This window comes from Nocardioides sp. InS609-2 (assembly GCF_023208195.1).
Classification (GTDB): Bacteria; Actinomycetota; Actinomycetes; order Propionibacteriales; family Nocardioidaceae; genus Nocardioides.
Genome location: NZ_CP060034.1, coordinates 224,005 through 239,962, shown reverse-complemented (window position 1 = coordinate 239,962; position 15,958 = coordinate 224,005). Strand labels below are relative to the sequence as shown.

13 protein-coding genes and 1 pseudogene are annotated in these 15,958 nt (G+C 64.8%); 3 read left to right on the top strand and 11 right to left on the bottom strand.

Annotated elements, in window-relative coordinates:
- Nucleotides 1–66: 66 nt before the first annotated feature.
- The 8 genes from H4Q84_RS01315 to H4Q84_RS01280 all read right to left on the bottom strand — a co-directional run bounded on the left by H4Q84_RS01315 (nucleotide 67) and on the right by H4Q84_RS01280 (nucleotide 8,727).
- Complete coding sequence (locus H4Q84_RS01315) at nucleotides 67–825, bottom strand: hypothetical protein (RefSeq protein WP_248581621.1); 759 nt, start codon at nucleotides 823–825, stop codon at nucleotides 67–69.
- Complete coding sequence (locus H4Q84_RS01310; RefSeq protein WP_248581620.1) at nucleotides 825–1,781, bottom strand: hypothetical protein; 957 nt, start codon at nucleotides 1,779–1,781, stop codon at nucleotides 825–827. The genes H4Q84_RS01315 and H4Q84_RS01310 overlap by 1 nt, the downstream gene beginning before the upstream one ends.
- Nucleotides 1,745–3,556, bottom strand: a complete 1,812-nt coding sequence (locus H4Q84_RS01305; RefSeq protein WP_248581619.1) for a site-specific DNA-methyltransferase — start codon at nucleotides 3,554–3,556, stop codon at nucleotides 1,745–1,747. Before H4Q84_RS01305 ends, H4Q84_RS01310 begins: the two co-directional genes overlap by 37 nt.
- Nucleotides 3,556–6,684 carry a DEAD/DEAH box helicase family protein gene (locus H4Q84_RS01300; protein WP_248581618.1) on the bottom strand — a complete coding sequence of 1,043 codons (3,129 nt, stop codon included), beginning with the start codon at nucleotides 6,682–6,684 and terminating at the stop codon, nucleotides 3,556–3,558. The genes H4Q84_RS01305 and H4Q84_RS01300 overlap by 1 nt, the downstream gene beginning before the upstream one ends.
- A gap of 101 nt (nucleotides 6,685–6,785) precedes the next feature.
- On the bottom strand, nucleotides 6,786–7,016 hold the full coding sequence (locus tag H4Q84_RS01295; RefSeq protein WP_248581617.1) for a hypothetical protein: 231 nt from the start codon (nucleotides 7,014–7,016) through the stop codon (nucleotides 6,786–6,788).
- 74 nt (nucleotides 7,017–7,090) lie between these two features.
- A complete protein-coding gene (locus H4Q84_RS01290; protein ID WP_248581616.1) occupies nucleotides 7,091–7,270 on the bottom strand; it encodes a helix-turn-helix domain-containing protein in 180 nt (59 codons plus the stop codon).
- Between the two features lie 820 nt (nucleotides 7,271–8,090).
- A complete protein-coding gene (locus H4Q84_RS01285; protein WP_248581615.1) occupies nucleotides 8,091–8,432 on the bottom strand; it encodes a DUF86 domain-containing protein in 342 nt (113 codons plus the stop codon).
- Nucleotides 8,422–8,727, bottom strand: a complete 306-nt coding sequence (locus tag H4Q84_RS01280) for a nucleotidyltransferase domain-containing protein (RefSeq protein ID WP_248581614.1) — start codon at nucleotides 8,725–8,727, stop codon at nucleotides 8,422–8,424. Before H4Q84_RS01280 ends, H4Q84_RS01285 begins: the two co-directional genes overlap by 11 nt.
- A 132-nt stretch (nucleotides 8,728–8,859) precedes the next feature.
- Here H4Q84_RS01280 and H4Q84_RS01275 point away from each other — a divergent pair, with 132 nt between their 5' ends.
- Together H4Q84_RS01275 and H4Q84_RS01270 are read left to right on the top strand one after the other, a co-directional pair.
- Entirely contained in the window at nucleotides 8,860–10,008 is a 1,149-nt protein-coding gene (locus H4Q84_RS01275) for a site-specific integrase (RefSeq protein WP_248581613.1), read from the top strand.
- 170 nt (nucleotides 10,009–10,178) lie between these two features.
- Nucleotides 10,179–11,549 (top strand): annotated as a pseudogene (locus H4Q84_RS01270) (IS1380 family transposase); the annotation flags it as partial.
- 336 nt (nucleotides 11,550–11,885) lie between these two features.
- Here the strand turns inward: H4Q84_RS01270 and H4Q84_RS01265 are convergent.
- The gene (locus H4Q84_RS01265) at nucleotides 11,886–12,416 is read right to left on the bottom strand and encodes a hypothetical protein (RefSeq protein WP_248581612.1); all 531 of its coding nucleotides are present in this window, start codon (nucleotides 12,414–12,416) and stop codon (nucleotides 11,886–11,888) included.
- A 250-nt stretch (nucleotides 12,417–12,666) separates the two neighbouring features.
- Here H4Q84_RS01265 and H4Q84_RS01260 point away from each other — a divergent pair, with 250 nt between their 5' ends.
- A complete protein-coding gene (locus tag H4Q84_RS01260; RefSeq protein ID WP_248579407.1) occupies nucleotides 12,667–13,764 on the top strand; it encodes an IS630 family transposase in 1,098 nt (365 codons plus the stop codon).
- Here H4Q84_RS01260 and H4Q84_RS01255 read toward each other — a convergent pair.
- Together H4Q84_RS01255 and H4Q84_RS01250 are read right to left on the bottom strand one after the other, a co-directional pair.
- The gene (locus H4Q84_RS01255) at nucleotides 13,761–15,539 is read right to left on the bottom strand and encodes an ATP-dependent helicase (protein ID WP_248581611.1); all 1,779 of its coding nucleotides are present in this window, start codon (nucleotides 15,537–15,539) and stop codon (nucleotides 13,761–13,763) included. The genes H4Q84_RS01260 and H4Q84_RS01255 overlap by 4 nt on opposite strands.
- A gap of 153 nt (nucleotides 15,540–15,692) precedes the next feature.
- Nucleotides 15,693–15,941: a hypothetical protein gene (locus tag H4Q84_RS01250; RefSeq protein WP_248581610.1), complete on the bottom strand. Its 249-nt coding sequence runs from the start codon at nucleotides 15,939–15,941 to the stop codon at nucleotides 15,693–15,695.
- Nucleotides 15,942–15,958: the final 17 nt, after the last annotated feature.

Genomic DNA, 15,958 nt, shown 5'->3' with positions numbered 1-15,958 from the left:
GACTCTCCCTAAGTAGGCTTGCGTCGTGGGCTGCCTGCACAGAACAGCCCCGCCATTCGTGGCTCCTCAAGGCTGTGTCACCTTCTGGATTGCCTCGACCACCGACGTGAGCTTTTCAAGGTCAGCAAGAACTTCGGATGACGTGAGCGCCGCACGGCCGCGGCCGACCCGGTCGCCCTCGTGCGCGATCTTGTTGCGCCGTTGCGTGAGCTGCTCCAGGAACGCCTTGGTCTCGCCCTTCGACACGCCGCGGGCGTTGTCCAACTTGTTCATCGGTGACTCGACCCCGAGCAAGCTCAGGATGAACCCGACCTTGGTTGGATCGGTACTGGCCTCCTGCCGAATGTACGGCTCGATCACCAAGCCGCGCAGACCCCACTTCTTGCGTTCGTAACGCGCGTCGATCTCCAGCCAACAACCGAGATTCATAGGTATCCCGCGAAGACGGGCCGTCGACTGTTGCGCGCTCAACAGCGGGCCGACACGTTCCATCGCACGGTCGGCCAAAAACGTCTCACCTGCGGCGCAAGCGGCGACTAACGCTTGCCTGAGGAGTGGCCGAGCATCATCGAAGTCAGATCGGCTCAACCCCGCGCCAGGCATGAACGTCACGAAGAGGTGGTCGCTTTGCAGGCAGTCAAGGGAGTCGCGCTGCTTGACAGGAACGCCCAGCGCTTCTCCCACCTTGTCGCGCAGCTCGCGTCTCATTCGCCGTGCACGGGTATTGGTCATTGCCTGGGCGATACCGACCAGGTGCCGCGCGTCCGCAACGTTCGTTTCGAACGCCTGTAGCGCGGTGGGTTTGGCTCGGCCGGCTGGTGACATCACTCCACCTCAAAGACCTTCATCACTTCATCGCCGTAGTCGTTGATGACCTTGACGGCGATCTTGCCGCTGACGGGCTTGGGGAAGGGGCGGGAGTCGGTGGAGTACAGACTGGCCCAGGCGTCGGCGTCGATCTCGGCCTTGAGGGCGGTCTTGAGCCGCTTGTAAGGGTCGTTGCCACCAGTGAAGTAGCAGTGCCGGACGAAGAAGCTGTCGCCGTTGTAGTCGGTGTCGATCATCCACAGCGCGATCTGGTCAGGGTCGTTGCTGCGGACCTGGCCGGTGGTGGGGTCGTAGACGTCAACGCCGTTGAGATGCACGACGACCTCGTCGTCAGTGGTCTCGATTCGAAGATCGGGCTCGCCGAAGACAGTAAAGAGATTGCCGGCACCGGTCTTCTTGAGGTCCTCCCCCATGAGTAGGTCGACGTTCATCCGCACCATCAGCACCTTGATCCGGCCGAGGTTGCGCTCGCCGGCGACGCTGGCGAAGCCATCGCGGCTGGTGTCGACGGTGACATTGTCGTCGCCGGTTACTTCGCCGGCGGTCGCGTCGAAAGCGAAGCCCAATAGACAGAGCAGATCGATGCTGCCCTCAGCGATCGCCTCGCGCGCCGCCTCCTTGACGAAGCGCTGGCTCACTGTGCCGTACTGCGGCCCGATGGCGACCCCGATCCTCGTCCCGTCTTTTGCCTCCCCCAACGCCTGGATGAAGGTGCCGGCATACGGCTCGGTGGACGCGAACTCGATGCGCTCGTCGCGGCGTCCGTTCTGCACTCCGGCGCGGGCGAGGTTGTCGAGGATGGACTGCTCAAAGTTGGCTGCGTCTGGCTGCTGGGCGCCGTTCTGCTCGCTGATCGTCTCGCGGTGCGCGACATCTGCGTAGGAGCCACCAGCAAACGCGAGGGAGCGGTGCGGGCTTAGAGACTCGACGGTGAAGGGACCGGTGACGCGCACTGCGTTCTTGTCCTCGTAGGGCCGGTCATAGAGCGTCTCGAAGTCTGCATGTCGCTTGATGGCAAGTCGATCTCCTCGCGACTCATCCCCTCCTGTATGTCAGGGTTATTGGCAATCGACTTCAGTGTGATGTGCTGGACTCGCTCATAAACGAAGCCGTGCCGGATGTCGTTCGTCAGCGGCGCGGGTGGCAGCGGCCTACCAGCCAGCTCGCCCTCCTTCGTCCGGCCCTTGTCGGAGTCGGCGAGCAAGTAGTAAGGGAACTTCGCCCCCATCAATCGCTGGCGAGCGAGCGCGAGTGCGACGCGCGAGGTGTCCACGGTGATCCAGCGGCGTCCCCACTGCTCGGCCACGTACGCCGTGGTGCCGCTACCGCAAGTGGGGTCAAGCACCAGGTCGCCCGGATCAGTACACATCAGCAGGCAGCGCTCGATGACCTTGCTGTTGGTCTGAACGACGTACAACTTGTCTGCGGCGAACCCAGCCGTCGAGGTGTCGTCCCAGAAATTGTTGATCGGGAAAGCCGGAAAGTCATCGATATAGCGGACGTAAGACAGGGTGTTGCCGGCTACGCCCAAACGCCTAGCACGCAGAAGTCGCTCCATCCCGGGAGCGTTTGTCTTCCAGCGACTCTGCGCGGTTGGTCGAAACACCCGTTCGTCGAATGCGACCGGAAACCATGATGCTGCGCCCTCGCCCTTCTCCCTGCCTGCGCTTTGGCTGGTGAGATTGTCGAGCCGAAAGACGCGCCCTGCGGCCATCGCGGCATCCGGTTTGCGCTTCTCCTCCTTGGTAAGCCGCCGGCGACCATCAGGCGCATCTACGTACCCGTATGCGCCGCTTCCCAGTCCGCCGACTGCCTTGGCCCGAAACAGCGGCCTGTACTTCGTGTTCTCTCGGTCCTTGGCAAACCACAGCACGAAGTCGACCGTGCCAGCCAGAAAGTCGGCGGTCGCACCGGTGGTTGTCCGGAACGAGACCTGACTGACAAAGTTCTCGGACCCGAACACCTCGTCCATCAGACTCCGGACAAGATGCAGGTTGGTGTCGCCGATTTGCACGAAACAGGAGCCCGACTCGGTGAGCAGTTCACGGGCGACCAAGAGTCGGTCGCGGAGGTAGGAGAGGTAGGAGTGAATGCCCAGCTCCCAGGTGTCACGGAACGCCTTAATCTGCTCAGCCTCGCGGGCTGCGTCCTCGACCTTTCCGTCCTTCACGTCGCGTTTTCGCGCCGAGGCCTGCCAATTCGAGCCAAACTTGATGCCATAGGGCGGGTCCAGGTAGATCATCTGCATCTGACCGCGCAGTTCTTCGCGGTCGGCGAGTGATCCCATGACCTGGAGCGAGTCGCCGAGGATCATCCGGTTCGACCAGTTCGACTGGTGTTGATAAAAGTCGACCAAGTCGAGCTCGTCGAGCCCGTCGAAGGTGTCGAAGAGGGTGAGCTCTGGCTCGTCCTCCGGCCTGGCTGCGGTCCGTCGCAGATTCTCTACCAGGACCTGAGGGTCGATCTTCTCCTGGATGTAGATCGGTGGTGCGTCCGCTTGGAGAGCGGAGGCGTTTTCGATGGAGGCAGGCAACTCGTCCCCGTACTTGCCGCGCCATACCAGCTGCGGATCGAGGCTCGGGTTGCGTTGCACCAAGATCTGGCGGGCCTCCTCGACCTGGGGCGTCACGAACTCTTGTGCGTCGGCCGTGGGCAAGTTGGCCCGCTTGTCACCATGCTTGATCGAGTCGATCGGCGTAGGGCCGCTCGCCCTCTTGCGGGGTGGCATCAGCCGGTCCCTTCGTCATCGTTGCTGAACTCGAAGCCGTCGACGTCCCCGGTGATCGGGCCATCGTCGTAGAGCGTCTGGATGGCAGTGTCGAGGGTCCGCTTGAGCGTGGGCATCTCGGTGACCTCCAGATAGCCCCACCGTCCGAAGCCGCCGTGGTTGTTGACGGCCACGCACCAGGCATCGCGTGCGACTGCGACCTTGGCGTCCGACGACAGAGGCGAGTGCACGCGCTTCTGCGCGCCGGAGACCTCCACCACCAGAGTGCGGTCAAATGCTTCATCGCCTGCGCGTCGCAGACGCAGGAGGAAGTCGGGCACGTAGTCGTGGCTGCGCCCCTGATGCACGTACGGGATCGAGAAGCCGAGGTGGTCATTCTTCACGTACGCAGCCACCCGAGGGTGTGCCTCGGCGTAGGCCATCATCAGCTGCTCCCATGTGTTGCCCCCATCGGCGCCCGATCCGTCGAGCACTACGTGGCTGATCTCGCAGCGGTCGGGATCGGTGACGATCGCGACCTTGCGACTGTGGAACGCTACCGCTGCCGTTGAGCCCTCCGGGTCGAACGGGCGCAGCATCGGGCGCAGCCGGGCCGTCCGATTGTTCTCCTGGCGAATCACGGCCTGGTAGACCGCGTCCGCGGCGCGTGCCTGCCAGGAGACGAAGCGCGTCAGATAGCTGAGCTCGAAGCCCGCCTCGACGATGACCGCACGGTCGATCCACTCACGGCAGATCCGCACCAGCTCCGGAAAGAGCCACGGACGAGGATCGTCCTCGTCGGCCGTGAAGTGCGTCCTGACCAGTCGGGCGGCCAGACGGAATGCCACCTCGGCTGCTCGCTGCACCTCGGGTGCGTCCTCGACACGTTCGCTCTCGCCCACAACCGGAGCGGCCTCGGTCCAGGTCGGCACGGTGCCCGGCCCGATCACGAATCGCGAAACGTCGTCGGAGAGCCACATCGGGTCATCGAGGAGCTCGAGCCGGTAGCCCGTGAGGTTTGGCCACGTGATGCGCAGTGCCTCGCGCCCCTCAATGGTGCGGACCAGGGTGGAGGGACGGGGTGGCTTCGGTTCAATCGCTGGGCGGTCGGTCGGGATGAACGCGAACGGCACTCCATAGACCGCGGCGTACTCCGGTTCGAAGAACCCGTCTTCGTTCACGTCGTAGGAGCGGCGCCGCAGCCCACGTCCCACGACCTGCTCGCACAGGAGCTGGCTCTTGAAGGCACGGATTCCGAGAATGTGAGTGACGGTGTTGGCGTCCCACCCCTCGGTGAGCATCGCGACCGAGACCACGCACCGCACCTGCTCACCGAGCCGATCAGCCTTGCCGACGGTGTTCATGACCTCACGCAGCAGGTCCTCATCAGTGATGTCATCTACGTCTGCGCCGGGATTGCGCACGCGCAGCTCGGTCTTGAACGCCTCGATCTCGGCGGCCGCAGCCTCCTTGAAGTCCCTCTTCATGCTCTCGCCGGACTCGAGCTGGGCCGAGTCAACCAAGATCGTTCGCGGCCGAGCCAGGGCGATGCCGTCGCGATAGTTGTCGAAGAGCGGCAGATTACCGGGCGAGGTGACGACGCTGCCGTCGTCCCGTGCGAGGTCGGTGCCGGCGACCCAGTCGTAGACCAGCTTCGAGACGGCAGTGTTGGGGCAGACCACGATGAAGACCGGTGGGGTGTGCCCCAGCGGGCGTAGCTCCCGGTCCCAATGCGCGAACTCGCGCTCGTAGGAGCGGTACAGGCTGCGCAGGGCCCCGATTAGCTCGTCGGGTGGCACCCAGCTGGCGACGTCGAGATCCTTGCGGTTTCGCCTTGGCAGGACGCCGGGCTTCCCTACGGACTCCCACAGGTTCAGGTAAGTGACCGCCTCGTGGGCCGCGTCGTCATCGACCGGAATCCGCGGCACCTTGACGATGCCGGACTCGATCGCGTCCATCAGTGAGAAGTCACTGACCGCCCAAGGAAAGATGAACCCTTCCTTGTAGCCCGATCCGGCGAGGTAGAAGGGCGTGGCGCTCATGTCGTAGACCTGCTTGACCCCCACGACCCGGGAGATCGCCTGGATCCCGGTGAACCACTTGCGAGCATCGAGGTTGCGCGACTCGTCCTCCTTGTCACCCTCCTCCACCTCGTCATCGAGACTGATCGGCTTGTTGACGTAGCAGTGATGGGCTTCGTCGTTGAGGACCAGGATGTCGCTCTGTCGACGTCCGCTACCGACTCCCCAGCCCCGGAGGACTCGAGCCACCATTGCCGGCTCGGTCTCCCTGAAAGGGTCGTTCCTGCCCTGCGTGAGGATTCTGCGCGTCGTGATGGAGACTCCCTTGATCTCACGGGAGTCCTTCGGCAGGAAGGCGTGGTAGTTGGTGATCAGGATCTGCGCCTTGCCGAGCTGGCCGCGCAGGTCGGGCGGGATGAGGTCGCGCAGGTCGTAGTAGTTGCCCGGGTCGCTCGGCTGCAGCACCCGAAGTCGGTCCCGGATCGTGATGCCAGGAGTGATCACGAGGAAACGACGGACGAAGCGGGCGTCGCGCGGGCTGGTCACCTTGTTGAGTGTGTGCCAGGCGATCAGCATGGCCATCACGACCGTCTTGCCCGATCCGGTCGCCATCTTGAGCGCCACGCGCGGCAGGCCGGCGTTGTGCTCGTCGTTGATCTCGCCCAGCTCGGTGCGCCAGTCGCGGATCACACCGTACGACGTCTTGCGGCCGCTCACCTCGGCCAGGAAGATCGCTGTCTCGGCGGCCTCGCGCTGGGCAAAGAGGACCCGGTTGTCCCGATCGGGGTCGGCCCAGTGCTCCAGCAGCTTGCGGGAGATCGGTGTGACCCCGTCGTACCGCCGGTTGCGCCAGACCGCGACCTCACCGCGCAGCTCGTCGATCAGGGTGTTCTTGACGACCTGCTCGTGGGTGAGCGGCAGTGTCTCTTGCACGGTGCGGTCTGCGCCACGGGTGCGGCCCTTACGGACGGGGGCGACCGGAATGTAGGACTCGCTCGGCCGACGCGACTCGATAATCGCTTTCGGTCCGGTGGGGCCGATCTCGAAGTGACGACTCGGGACGGCGTAGGGCGTGTTGATGATGGGGCTGGCAAGCGGCTCGACGGACACGGCATCCGGTTCCGTCATGAGCACCTCTCCCGAGCCGAAAGTCTTCGGCCAGAGCATAACCACGAGATCAGGTCATTGCGCCCGTTTGCAGTGGGCGAGGCGGCGGGTGCTCGGCTCGATCATGAAGTGGCCGAGCGCTCGGACCCACGACGCAGACGCAGTCCGTCCGCGCGGCTGACCGCACCGCCAGCCAACTCGAGCGCGCGCTCCATCGAAAGGCCGTAGTCGCGGGTCAGCCTGGACAGCAGCTCACCAGCGCGACGCTCGGTGCGCTGGATGGTGGCGTCGCGGGTGCGGACCGCGATCTCGACCTGCTCACCGAGGTCGCTGAGCTCGCGGTTCCGTCGCATGACCTCGTGGGTGCGATTCTCGTTGAGTGCTCGACGCACCAGCTGTCGCCGAACCGATTCACTGGTCGTCGCTCTCACCCGGCCATCGGCAGCGACTCGACGTACGCGACCAGGTCCTCATGCCGGACCAGCCGGGTGCGGTCGATGTGGACCGAGGGCAGGGTGCCGGAGCTCAGCAACTCGTAGACCTTCGAGCGGCTGACGTTCAGGATCGCGACGACCTCCGGGATGCGGTAGAGCAGCTTGTCGTTCATGGGTCCTCCATAGGGGTTCTTTGTTCACCTAGGGAGGCCACGGAGGTCCCGGCGGTCACAGCGACGAAACTTTCGGGGGGACGCTGCGTCGGAAAATCTGCGTCCCCCCTTCCCCCGCGTCCCCCTCTCCGACCTGCGACGTCTGTGCACTCCAAGAACACCTCCTCAGCGCCGAAGCCCCTCGCGCGCAACGGGCGGGATCGGAGCCAGGTTGAACGCCGAGCACTCCTACCCATTGCTCTACTGCATCGATCCACCCACGCACCGTCGTGCACCGAGTCACCATCACAGTCGCGCATGCCGACGTCCTCAACTGCCACCACCGAGAACGACGACGAGCCTGTGCCTTGACCATGACCTACACACCTCTTGCATTCTCGGAGCATTTCCGTCCGTACGTAATGACCGTAAGGTCGTCGGCATGGTCGTCGAACAAACGTGCCGGCGCTGCGGACAGCCGTTCTTCGTGTCCTCCACTCCGCGGCGTGGGCGGCCCCAGCGTTGGTGCTCCCAGGCCTGCCGGCGGGCGAGCTACGAGGAGCGGCGGGCGGCCAGGAACGGTGCTATCGCAATTGAATACGTCGATAAGTCAGCGCCTCCGGCGAGCCTCGAGGACCACGTCGCCGCCGTTCTGGACTCCCCCGCTGCTTGTCGCAACGTGCTCCGCCAGCTCCGCGCACGCCACGAGAACGGAGAGCTCAGGGACGCCAAATGGAGCAGCGTGAGCGATGAGCTCGAGCGTTTGAGAGCCTCGTCGGGTCGGCGACCCGACGGCTGGTTCGGAGGCTCGCGCTAGCCGGCGCTCCGCTCGAGGGAGCGTCTACGGGTCATCCAAGAGTCCGGCCAGCACATCCGACAGGGCCGGGACCCGCGTCGACGCGACTTCCCAGACGAGCGCGTCGTCGATCTGCGCGTAGCCGTGCACCAGCACGTTGCGGAAGGCGACGATCCTGGCGAGCTCCGGGACCCTACCCGCGGTGTCTGGATCGACCTTGCGGAGCCGGTTGAGCGCCTCGCCGATGATCTGAAACTGGCGCTCGACTGCCGAACGGAGCATGACATCTTGCTGGTAGTCGTCCCAGTTCCGGTCTGCCACGAACTCGAGGACGCGACCTGCCGCTCGGCGGGCGTCCCAGATCAGCGCCGGCGACTCAGGCTGCATACAGCTCTCGACTGGTGCTGGCGAGGGACTTCGCGAAGTACGGGTTCTCCAGGGCAGCCGCCGAGACGAGGTCGACCGGGCGCCCGAAGAGCGCCTCAAGGCCCTCCTTGAGGCCGAAGTAGGCATCGAAGCGGCTCCCGAGTGCGTCCTCGAACTCGACAAGGAAGTCGACGTCGCTGGTCGCCTCGTCGAAACGGTTCGTACTGGCGGAGCCGAACAGCAGGAGGCGACGCACGGCGTACTTCCGACAGAGCGCCTCGATCGCGGGGCGATCGAGCGCGAGCGGTCCTGCCATTGCTGCCTCCTGACGCATCGTCGAGCCTTCGCCAACAGTCTCCCACCGATGGGCCGCGAAGGAAGGGACTCCTTGTCCACAGCCCCCTCGGCGTCTGCCATCGCAGCGGTCAAGGGGTCATACCCTAGGTCCATGACTACACCGACTCGACGCGCGAACGGCGAGGGATCCCGACCTGTGCAGCGCAAGGACGGTCGATGGCAGATCCTGATCCGCCACACCGACGTTTACGGCGTCCGCAAGCGCGTGACGGTCACCGGACCAACGGCCAAGGAGACCCGAGTGAAGGCAGAGGAGGTCCGAGCCAGGCTGAAGAAGGAGCTGCCGGCCAGCGACACTCGCCAGCTCGTCGATCAGTACGCCCAGACCTGGATCGAGACGACCCTGGCGAACTCGGACCGCAAGACGAGCACCAAGTCGATGTACGCCGCGGTCGCCCGCCACCACATCATCGGCAGCCCGCTCGGCGCAACGCCGATGCACCGGGTGCGGCCAAGCGCGGTCGACGGCTGGCTGGCGGAACTACGCCGCAAGGGCCTCAGCGACTCCACCCGGCGCAACGCCTACACAATCCTGCGCGCTGTCTTCGACGCTGCCGTCAAGGACCGCGAGCTTGCCGACAACCCCGTGGCTGCGGTCCCGCGTCCCCGAGTCGAGGTGAAGGAGGCGGAGTACCTCACTCCTGAGCAGGTGAAGAGCCTGCTCGAAGCGGCCAGCGGTACCCGCTACGGCCTGCTCTTCGAGTTCCTGGTCAACACTGGCCTCCGCCGCGGTGAGGCGCTCGCGCTCAAGTGGCGCAGTCACGTCAAGGAGGACGACGGCTGGCTCAAGATCCGCGGCACCCTGACGCGCGAGGACGGCGAGCTCGTGATCACAAGCACCAAGACCGCGAAGTCCCGCCGCGAGGTGCCGATTACCGACCGCACGGCCGCCATCCTCCAGGAGCTGCGTGCGCGTCAGGTCGCCGAACGTGACCGGGCCAGCTCGCAATGGAACGAGAAGGGCTACGTCTTCACCACCGCGTTCGGCGAGCCCTGCGACCCTCGCAACGCGCTCCGGGCGCTCAAGGTGGCGGCCGACCAGGCGGGCCTTGGCAGCATCGGCCTTCACACCCTCCGCCACTCCGCCGCCAGCACCATGCTCGCCAACGGCGTCCCGCTCAAGGTGGTCTCGGAGATCCTGGGCCACTCCTCGATCAGCATCACCGGCGACATCTACGGACACGTCTCCCCCGACATCAGCGTGGCCGCGATGCAGGTGCTGAGCGATGCCCTTCGGTGAGCCCGGCGCAATCTCCGAGTCCGCCGTCGGTGGTGGCCAATATCTAAGCCTCGATCCACCGATGAGCTTGAGGTTGTGAGCGCGTCGTGAAGTGAGAATGCCCTTACGTGCTGGGAAAATCGGACTTCTTCAGGGTCCCAATTCTCACCAAGACGAAGGGCATCTCGTAGATGCAACTTTGCCACACGCCCCGTGCCACGTCGGCAGTGTTCGATGATCCCAATCTCGTGTCGTCGGCCGGGCTGGTCCCGGTCCTCGCGCTGGCCCGATCCGCGGGACTCCAGGAACTGGCCCAAGCCCACCTCACTGTGCCGACCGACAAGGGCGCGAACGCGGGGTTGAAGGTGTCCTCGCTGGTCGCCGGGATGGTCGCCGGCGCGGACAGCATCGATGACATGGCGCTGCTCCGTCACGGCGGGATGGGCCGGGTGTTCACGAACGCCTACGCGCCCTCGACGCTGGGTTCGTTCCTGCGCACGTTCAGCTTCGGCCACGTCCGCCAGCTCGACGCTGTCGCCTCGAGGTTCTTGGCCGGGCTGGCCGAGCAGGCACCGCTGATCGTGACCTCACCTGACACCAGCGAGCGGGTGATGATCGACATCGACGACACCATCGTCGAGGTCCACGGGCACGCCAAGCAGGGCTCTGGCTACGGCTACTCCGGCGTGCGTGGGCTCAACGCGCTGCTCGCTGTCGTGTCCACGAGCCAGTCCGCGCCGGTGATCGTGGCCCACCGGCTCCGGAAGGGATCATGTGGTTCACCGCGGGGCGCGAAACGCCTGGTCGCCGACGCGTTGAAGACCACCAGCAAACTGCCCGCCAAGTCCGATCTGCGCCCGATGCTGCGAGCCGACTCCGCGTTCTACGGCGCCGAGGTGGTCAACGCGGCGTTGCGCGGTGGCGCCGACATCTCGGTCACCGTGCGAATGGATCCCAAGGTCAAGGCGGCGATCGCCACCATCGGTGACGATGCCTGGACCACCATCGAGTACACCGACGCCGTCTTCGATGAACCCACCAACACGTGGGTCTCCCGCGCCGAGGTCGCCGAGATTCCGTTCACCGCGTTCACTTCCAAGAAGAAAGCCGACCAAGTCACCGGACGGCTCGTGGTCCGCCGGATCCCCGACCTCAACACGTCCGCCAAGAATGGTCAGGAGACGTTGTTCGACACCTGGCGCTTCCACGCCTTCTTCACCACCACAGACCCGGCCGTGGCCGGCACGGTGGCCGCGGACAAGACCCACCGCGGCCACGCGATCATCGAACAGGTCCACTCCGACCTCAAGGGCTCCGCCCTCGCGCATCTGCCATCGGGAAAGTTCGCAGCGAACGCCGCCTGGCTCGTGCTGGCCGTCATAGCGTTCAACCTGACCAGAGCAGCCGCGACCATCACCGGCCCGGGACTCGCCAAGGCCACCACCGCGACCATCCGCCGCAAGCTGATCGCCGTGCCCGCCCGGGTCGCGTCCTCGGCACGAAGAGTGACGCTGCACCTCCCGACCGGATGGCCCTGTGAGACAGCCTGGAGCGAACTGTTCAACCGGGCCTGCGGACCAACACCGGCACCGGCACCGACGACCAGACCACCCCCAGCCGACACCGGCACAACGACCAACCCGGAACAACCTGGCAGCGAGGCCAGACGGTCGGCCACGCCCACACACTCGAAGACCCCGCCTCAGCGACCGCGGACGCTCAGCCCCTGCCCATCGGTGGATCGAGGCTAAGCAGGCGGGCTGCCCTCTGCGCTCCGGGCCCTCGCCCGCTGCCCACCCGCGTCTATGGCGGCCGATGTGACGCAGGTCCGTGATCGCGGATCGCCGGCTGGACGTGCCCGGGGTGAACCACGACCAACCGGCCACCGACCCCGAAGGTCACACGACGTGGAGCCCGCCAGCCTCCGGCATGTTGAGGCTGGCTCGCATGGCGTCCAGGCACGGCCCGTAAGCATCTTTGAAGATCTTCTCTCCGCTCGCGGCGCGCTCCCTGACCTGTTCGCGACTCGGTTGTGGAGCGGATGGAGCGAACATGATCAACGGCGCTGCCATTGCTGTCATCAGCAGGCTCGTCGCTGCCCGAATGACGTGTGTGTCACCAAGGAGATGGATTTCGGCCATGATCTCTTGAGCTTCTCGGAGCCATTCGCCCTCGTCCGGGCCAGCATCGCGAACGGCCGGGAAATACGGCGTGTCCCAGTAGGTGCTCAGGTCGCTGGCATGCTTACGCCGAACGCTTAGATGCGCTAGGAACCGTGCGTAGACCGCGCGTCGATCGGAATGAAAACGGGCGGACTCGTCCCTCTCATAGCGCCGAGACTCCGCAAGGCCGTGCCCCACCAGAGTCAGGGCAACTCCGGCGAGCGTGCCTCCAACGCCCACAATCGCGACAGCCAGCGCGGTGTCCATGAAGGCCAGCGTGGGAGGTAAGACCTCGCCGTGCGCGGCGAAATGCCGGTGTTGAAGTATGCCGCCTCGGGGCGACTGCGCAACTGGCGGCGATCAGTCACCGCCACTCCGCCCGCCTCACGACTCGGCGAGGACTGACCCTATCCACCCGGGCCAGTTGTGGATGGAGCTCTTCCATCGTTGAGGTCGGAGATCACTAGTGGTTCGTGTCGTAACTGTCTAGATGGTTGTGGTCTGAAATCATGGGGGTATGGCGAATCGTCCTGCTCCGGCCCTTGTTCTGCGTGCTGGCGATCGCGAAGAGCTCGAACGTTGGACCCGGGCATCGACAGTGACGGCGTCTGCTGCGAAGCGTGCCCGGATCGTGTTGCTCGCGGACGACGGGGTGGCCAACACCCGGATCGCGGAGCTGGTCGACGCGACGGTGACCACGGTGTTGTTGTGGCGGCAGCGGTACCAGGCCAAGGGGTTGGTTGGTCTGGCTGATCAGCCGCGGTCTGGTCGTCCGCGGACGCTGGACCATCGTGCGATCGTGGCCGAGACCTTGAAGCCGCCGCCGAAGAAGCTGGGTGTCACGCACTGGTCCTCGCGACTGCTTGCCGAGCGTCTGAAGATCAGCAACACCTCGGTCGCCCGCGCGTGGCGGGCCTACGGGGTCAAGCCGTGGAAGGCCGAATCGTTCCGGTTCTCCACCGACCCCGAGCTGGCCGGGAAGGTCACCGACATCTGCGGTCTCTACCTCGCGCCACCACAGAACGCGATCGTGCTGTGCGTGGATGAGAAGTCCCAGATCCAGGCGCTGGACCGCACCGTCCCGATCCTGCCCATGCAGGAGGGGCGGATCGAGCGCCGATCCCACGACTACTACCGACACGGTACCTCGACCCTTTTCGCCGCCCTCGACATCGCCACCGGGCAAGTCACCGCCGCCCTCAAGCAACGGCACCGACATCAGGAGTTCCTGGCGTTCCTCAAGCAGATCGAACGGGCCTACCGACACGTCCTCGACAGCGACGGCGAGCCCGTCGAGCTGCACCTGGTGATGGACAACTACGCCGCACACAAACACACGAACGTCCGCGCGTGGCTCGAGAAGAACCCGCGGTTCAAGGTCCACTTCACCCCGACCCACGCCTCCTGGATGAACCTGGTCGAGGTCTGGTTCGGCATCGTCGAGCGACAAGCCATCCGCCGCGGAGTGTTCAAGTCCGTCAAAGACCTCAACACCAAGATCCGCACCTTCATCGACGGCTGGAACGACCGCTCCCACCCCTTCGTGTGGACAAAGACCGCCGAGGAAATCCTCAAGAAGGCCAACCGTCCAACAACTTCAAATCCGCGCCACTAGCCGACATACTCAAGAAAGCGTGATGCTGGACGCGCCCACGGCCCGTTTCGGGTTTGAATCCTTTCCGGTCTCGTGAGTAGCAGCGCACGACTGGGCCGTGTGACAGCTACGTAGAACGCCCGCAACTCAGCCTCGAGGTCCTTCGCGGTCCGGGCCCTGAAGTCCGGGAACTGTCCGTCATTCAGGCCGATCACCGCGACGGCCTTGTACTCGCGCCCTTGCGCCTTATGAACTGTGTGCAGCCGAACACCAACACCTTGGCCATCTCCGCGCTGCCACCTGGCGACGAACAGTTCGAACTGAGGCCAGGATCGGTCGGTCTGTGGAGCGCGATCGCAGAAGTTCTTCCAGACGGACAAGATCTCTGCCTGGTCCCTCGCCCAGAACTCATCATCATGGACGTCGAGTGTCTCGATCTGGATTACAAACTCTTGTGGGCTGAGTGGAGCGGCGAACTCACGCAACTCCTCAGCGTGAGATCCCGACAGTGAGTCGCGGGCTGAGTCTCTACTGCCCGCATCTACTGACAACTCGCGCTGAATCCGGCGACGCGACACGGCGGAATCTGGCCTGAAAGTGGCCAAGAGCCACGCGGACCGGGCGACGTCAGAACCTAGCCAGTCGTCCGCGTGGGTGGCTACCGCGACGGTATGGCCGGCGCTTTCTAGAGCAGCCTGGGAAGCTCGAAGGCTCGAGGCTGTCCGTCCGAGCACGGCGATGTCTTCGGCTCGAATCGTAGGGTCCTCGCCAGGGGCGAGCGCCGCGGAAGGGAGACCGTCGGCCAGTAGGTGACTCACCCACTCGGAGATGCCAATAGCCTCGGCTCGCTCATCTGTGTAGTTCATCCTCCCCACGCTGCCCCGGGCGGCATAATTCTCCGACGTAGACGGTGGGTCACCGAGCGCAGCCGCGATCCGGTCGCCGAGAGTGACGATGTCAGCTGCCGACCGAAAGTTCTGGGTTAGCCGGAAGACCGTTGCGCTAAAGTCGCGCTCGAACTCATGCAAGTATTGGGGACTAGCGCCCGCGAAGCCTACGATCGACTGTTTATCGTCACCCACCAGCATCACGTGTGACACGTCGCGTCCTGCGAGGAATAGTTGCTTAAGGAATTCGTACTGCGATGCCGTGAGGTTCTGGGCCTCATCCACGATCACGTGGCGGAACACGCGAGCGACCAACCTGGCCACCGCTGGGACGTCTAGTAACTCCTTCGCTCGAGCGAGCATCGCTTCATAGTCCAGTGCGCCAGCCTCGGTTAGCGCAGTATCCCAGTCCTCCGCGATTGGGTCGTCCTCCCCTCTGGCCCTCGCGAGGTCCAATCGCGCCAACTGTTCTTTCGGGTCGTCCAGGAGGGGCATTCCCATCGACGACCGCCACTCCTGGAGCAGCTCGACGCGGTCGGCGTCGTCGACCACGATGATCGGTTCTGCCGGGAGGTCTATCCAAGTGCCGTACTGCAGGAGCAGGCCCTGAGCGAATCCGTGGAGCGTGTCGGTCTCGACGCGCCGATGTTCCTCGTCGAGTCTCGATGCGAATCGATCGCGTAACTCAGCGGCCGCCCTGCGCGTGTACGACAGTGCGATGACTCGGAACCCGGTGCCGCCGGTCAAGATCCGCTCCACCCGCTGGGCTACCACCTCGGTCTTGCCGCTTCCGGCGCTGGCCAAGACAACGACGTATTGGTCGTCGCAGTCTCGCGCGGCGCGTTGCTCGTCGCTGAGGTTGACGTCTGCACCGTCAGGCACCTTCGCCACCTTCGCCACCTTCGTCATCTGCGTCAGCGCGCGACGGTGTCAGCGCCTTGACGAGATCCTGCAGGCCTACGGGCCATGCAGTCTGATCTGGGAAGGCTTCGACGAACGCTCTACCCAGCGGTGAGCCGTAGGTTCCTTTCAACTGTTTCAGTCGTTCAAGCGCTGACCCCTCTACGACGGCAAATGCTCTGAGCAGCGCGCAACGACCCAGTCGTCGTCATGATCGACGAGCACCTCTTCGAGCGCGCCCTCCTTTACCGGATCACCGGTTGCCCAGACGCGGATCGCCGAACTGCGGATCTTCTTTTCATCCTCGCGGCCTTGGTCGTCGCAGTCTAGGAAGACCACACAGGTGATGCCGGCCGCCTCGGCGTACTTGATCAGTGGGCCGCATTGCGTCATCCCACCCGGATCGACCACGCAGATTTCAGCAGCAC

What these genes read in the sequence shown, in the direction of transcription:
- H4Q84_RS01255 (WP_248581611.1), bottom strand. Translation starts at nt 15,539, where the DNA reads ATGACGAAGGTGGCGAAGGTGGCGAAGGTGCCTGACGGTGCAGACGTC.
- H4Q84_RS01300 (WP_248581618.1), bottom strand. Translation starts at nt 6,684, where the DNA reads ATGACGGAACCGGATGCCGTGTCCGTCGAGCCGCTTGCCAGCCCCATC.
- H4Q84_RS01285 (WP_248581615.1), bottom strand. Translation starts at nt 8,432, where the DNA reads ATGCAGCCTGAGTCGCCGGCGCTGATCTGGGACGCCCGCCGAGCGGCA.
- H4Q84_RS01265 (WP_248581612.1), bottom strand. Translation starts at nt 12,416, where the DNA reads ATGGACACCGCGCTGGCTGTCGCGATTGTGGGCGTTGGAGGCACGCTC.
- H4Q84_RS01260 (WP_248579407.1), top strand. Translation starts at nt 12,667, where the DNA reads ATGGCGAATCGTCCTGCTCCGGCCCTTGTTCTGCGTGCTGGCGATCGC.
- H4Q84_RS01305 (WP_248581619.1), bottom strand. Translation starts at nt 3,556, where the DNA reads ATGCCACCCCGCAAGAGGGCGAGCGGCCCTACGCCGATCGACTCGATC.
- H4Q84_RS01295 (WP_248581617.1), bottom strand. Translation starts at nt 7,016, where the DNA reads ATGCGACGGAACCGCGAGCTCAGCGACCTCGGTGAGCAGGTCGAGATC.
- H4Q84_RS01275 (WP_248581613.1), top strand. Translation starts at nt 8,860, where the DNA reads ATGACTACACCGACTCGACGCGCGAACGGCGAGGGATCCCGACCTGTG.
- H4Q84_RS01280 (WP_248581614.1), bottom strand. Translation starts at nt 8,727, where the DNA reads ATGGCAGGACCGCTCGCGCTCGATCGCCCCGCGATCGAGGCGCTCTGT.
- H4Q84_RS01315 (WP_248581621.1), bottom strand. Translation starts at nt 825, where the DNA reads ATGTCACCAGCCGGCCGAGCCAAACCCACCGCGCTACAGGCGTTCGAA.
- H4Q84_RS01290 (WP_248581616.1), bottom strand. Translation starts at nt 7,270, where the DNA reads ATGAACGACAAGCTGCTCTACCGCATCCCGGAGGTCGTCGCGATCCTG.